Source organism: Roseateles sp. P5_E11, assembly GCF_054049355.1.
Window position 1 is genome coordinate 1 of the sequence record NZ_JBFUMO010000628.1, and the last position, 3,167, is coordinate 3,167.

A 3,167-nucleotide genomic window follows, 5' to 3' on the forward strand; every position below is an offset into this window, starting at 1 on the left:
GCTGGACGCCATCCCGCGCGACAGCGTGCAGTTCGTGCCGGTGGACATCTCGGGCCCGCACCTGCTGGCGGCCTGTGACGGCCTCGCGGGCGACTACCCGGGCCTGGCCGTCCAGCCGCTGGTGGCTGACTTCACGCGCCCGCACACGCTGCCGCCCTGCCCCGAGGGCAGCCGCCGTGTCGGCTTCTTCCCTGGCTCCAGCATTGGCAATTTCACGCCGAGCGAGGCGGACGCCTTCCTGCGTCTGGCCGCGGGCGAACTGGCCGGCGGTGGCCTGTTGATCGGCATCGATCTCGTGAAGGACCACGGCACGTTGCATGCGGCCTACAACGATGCGGCCGGCGTCACTGCAGCCTTCAACATGAACCTGCTGCACCGCGCCCGGCAGGAACTGGGCGCCGAGTTCCCACCGGACGGCTTCGAGCACCTAGCCTTCTACAACCCGGCCTACCGACGCATCGAGATGCATCTGCGTGCGACGCGGCCGCTGGAGCTGAGCTTGGGTGGGGAGGTCTACACCTTCCACGAGGGCGAGACGCTACACACCGAGCATTCGCACAAATACACGGTTTCGGGCTTCCAGTCCCTGGCCGAGCGCGCGGGTTTCAAGCCAGGCAAGGTGTGGACGGATGAGAACGGGTGGTTTGCGGTGCTGTGGCTGGAGGCAGAGAGCAGCAAATAGGCCAACGCTATGCGCGCCTCCCACCAAAACCCGGGCGCTTGCTGTCGTGCTTGACGACGATGATCCTGACCTCGTCCGCGATCACGCGATAGACAACGGTGTATGGAAAGACGCTCATGGCGAAACCGCGTCGGCCATTTGAGCGTGGCGAGCCGATGTCGGGATGCTCAAGGAGCAGGGCAGCAAGCCGTTTGAACTCTGCAACAAAACGGGCTGCCACGATGGGCGAGCCCTCACGCTCGTAGAAGGCGGCGGCTTCGTGGACGTCTTGCTCTGCGGCCGGATGCAGTGTGACCTTCATCCGGGAAAGCGGGCTTCCAGTCTGGCGACGGCCACATCGACGGGCACGGCGTTGGCGGTGCCGACTTCAAGCTCTTGCTCGCGTTCGTCGGCCAGCTTGTCCCAAGCAGCCTCAACGCCAGCGTCCACGTCCAGGCTGGCGATCAATCGATCCAGCAACTTCGCGCGATCGGCTGGCGATAGTCGCAGTACTTCTGCTTGAAGGGTTTCGAGAGCGGTCGTCATGAGCATCCCTGGGGCCCGAAGCTTGGGCAGTTCGGGTAGCTTGCCACAACTCCGTTCGGGCACTGCGAACCCGAACGATGCATGATGCGGTCGGCGATGCGGTTCACTGCGTTCACCCCTACTGGAGCCCGGCGATATAGCGTTCTGCCGCGTCAGAACACGGAATCGATTGGCAGCGATCTCAGATCGCCAACCTCTCCCGCACCCCATCCGCCGCCATGTCCTTGCCCCGCCCACGCATGACGATCTCGCCGCGCTGCATCAGCAAATACTGGTCGGCCAGCTCTTCGGCGAAGTCGTAGAACTGCTCGACGAGCACGACCGACAGGCCCTTGTCGTGGGCCAAGTGCTTGATGACGCGGCCGATGTCCTGGATGACGTTGGGCTGGATGCCTTCGGTCGGTTCGTCCAGCAGCAACACCTTGGGGCCGGGCGCGAGCGCGCGGGCGATGGCGAGCTGCTGTTGCTGGCCGCCGGACAGGTCGCCGCCGCGGCGTGAGCGCATCTTGTCGAGCACGGGGAACAGCTCGAACAGCTCCTTGGGCAGTGGCGTGCCGGCGGGCTGGCTGGAAAGACCCATCTGCAGGTTCTCCATGACCGTCAATCGCCCGAAGATCTCGCGGCCCTGCGGCACGTAGCCGAGGCCTGCGCGAACGCGCTGGTGCGTCTTCAGCTTGTTGATTGCCTCGCCGTCCAGCGTGATGCTGCCGGACGTGACAGGCACGACGCCCATCAGGCTCTTCAGCAGCGTCGTCTTGCCGACGCCGTTGCGACCCAGCACGACCGTGATTTCACCGGGCTTCAGGTCGAAGCTCAGGCCGCGCAGGATGTGAGAGCCGCCGTAGTGCTTGTGCAGATCCTGCACTTTCAAGATGTCATCTGCCAAGGTACACCTCGATCACCTTCTCGTCGGACTGCACGGCGGCCATGGTGCCTTCGGCCAAGGTCTTGCCTTCATGTAAAACCGTGACCGTGCGATGCGCGCCGGCCAGCGTGCCGACGAAGTTCATGTCGTGCTCGACGACGACGAGCGAGTGCTTGCCCTCCAGGCTCAGGAATAGCTCGGCGGTGCGCTCGGTCTCCTCGTCGGTCATGCCGGCAACGGGCTCGTCGAGCAGCAGCAGCTTGGGGTCTTGCGCCAGCAGCATGCCGATCTCCAGCCACTGCTTCTGACCGTGGCTCAGCAGGCCGGCGACGCGTTCACGCTCGTCGGCGAGATGAACCGTCTTCAACAGCTCATCCAGGCGATCACGCTGTTCGCCATTCAGCTTGGCGCGCATTGCAAAGCGCGCGCGGCGATCACCGGCGAGAGCCAGCTCCAGGTTCTCAGCCACGGTCAGCGCCTCGAACACCGTCGGCTTCTGGAACTTGCGGCCGATGCCCGCGCGGGCGATCTGCTGCTCGCTCATCAGGCGCAGGTTGAGGTTGCTGCCGAAGAAGATACGCCCGCTGTCGGGCCGCGTCTTGCCCGTGAGGCAGTCCATCGTCGTCGTCTTGCCGGCACCGTTGGGGCCGATGACGCAGCGCAGTTCGCCCACGCCCACCGTGAACGACAAGCCGCCCAGCGCCTGGAAGCCATCGAAGGCGACCTTGAGGTCTTCGACGTAGAGCGCAACACCTTGGTTGAAAACAGGCTCGCCAGACGTGGCGAAGCGGGTAATGGCACGGGAGCGAGCCTCAGCGCCCGCCTCAAGAAGTTCTGGTGTCATTTCTTGAACCTCTTCGCCAGCCCCATCAAGCCTTGCGGCAGGAACAGCGTCACCGCGATGAAGAGCCCGCCGAGGATATAGAGCCAGCCCTCCGGCCACCAGGCCGTGAAGACCGATTTCGTCCCATTGACGAAGAAGGCACCGAGCACCGGTCCGATCAGCGTGCCGCGCCCGCCGACCGCTGCCCAGATGGCCATCTCGATACTGGCCGCCGGGCTCATCTCGCCCGGGTTGATGATGCCGACCTGGGG

General features: G+C 64.8%; 6 protein-coding genes. 1 reads left to right on the forward strand and 5 read right to left on the reverse strand.

Going from position 1 to position 3,167, the window contains the following annotated elements:
- Window positions 1–682: L-histidine N(alpha)-methyltransferase (locus tag ACXJKR_RS28150; protein ID WP_457325645.1), on the forward strand; the 682-nt coding region annotated here is incomplete at its 5' end.
- Between the two features lie 7 nt (window positions 683–689).
- Here the strand turns inward: ACXJKR_RS28150 and ACXJKR_RS28155 are convergent.
- From ACXJKR_RS28155 to ACXJKR_RS28175, 5 genes are all read right to left on the reverse strand, one after another.
- Window positions 690–983, reverse strand: a complete 294-nt coding sequence (locus ACXJKR_RS28155; protein WP_056203768.1) for a type II toxin-antitoxin system RelE/ParE family toxin — start codon at window positions 981–983, stop codon at window positions 690–692.
- On the reverse strand, window positions 980–1,207 hold the full coding sequence (locus ACXJKR_RS28160; RefSeq protein ID WP_056204477.1) for an addiction module protein: 228 nt from the start codon (window positions 1,205–1,207) through the stop codon (window positions 980–982). Before ACXJKR_RS28160 ends, ACXJKR_RS28155 begins: the two co-directional genes overlap by 4 nt.
- A 181-nt stretch (window positions 1,208–1,388) precedes the next feature.
- A complete protein-coding gene (gene urtE / locus ACXJKR_RS28165; RefSeq protein WP_056204481.1) occupies window positions 1,389–2,081 on the reverse strand; it encodes an urea ABC transporter ATP-binding subunit UrtE in 693 nt (230 codons plus the stop codon).
- Window position 2,082: 1 nt separating this feature from the next.
- Window positions 2,083–2,916 (reverse strand): urea ABC transporter ATP-binding protein UrtD, encoded by an 834-nt coding sequence (gene urtD / locus ACXJKR_RS28170; RefSeq protein ID WP_056203771.1) that lies wholly within the window; start codon window positions 2,914–2,916, stop codon window positions 2,083–2,085.
- On the reverse strand, window positions 2,913–3,167 hold a 255-nt coding region (locus ACXJKR_RS28175; RefSeq protein WP_457325646.1), incomplete at its 5' end, for an ABC transporter permease subunit. The genes ACXJKR_RS28175 and urtD, both read right to left, overlap by 4 nt.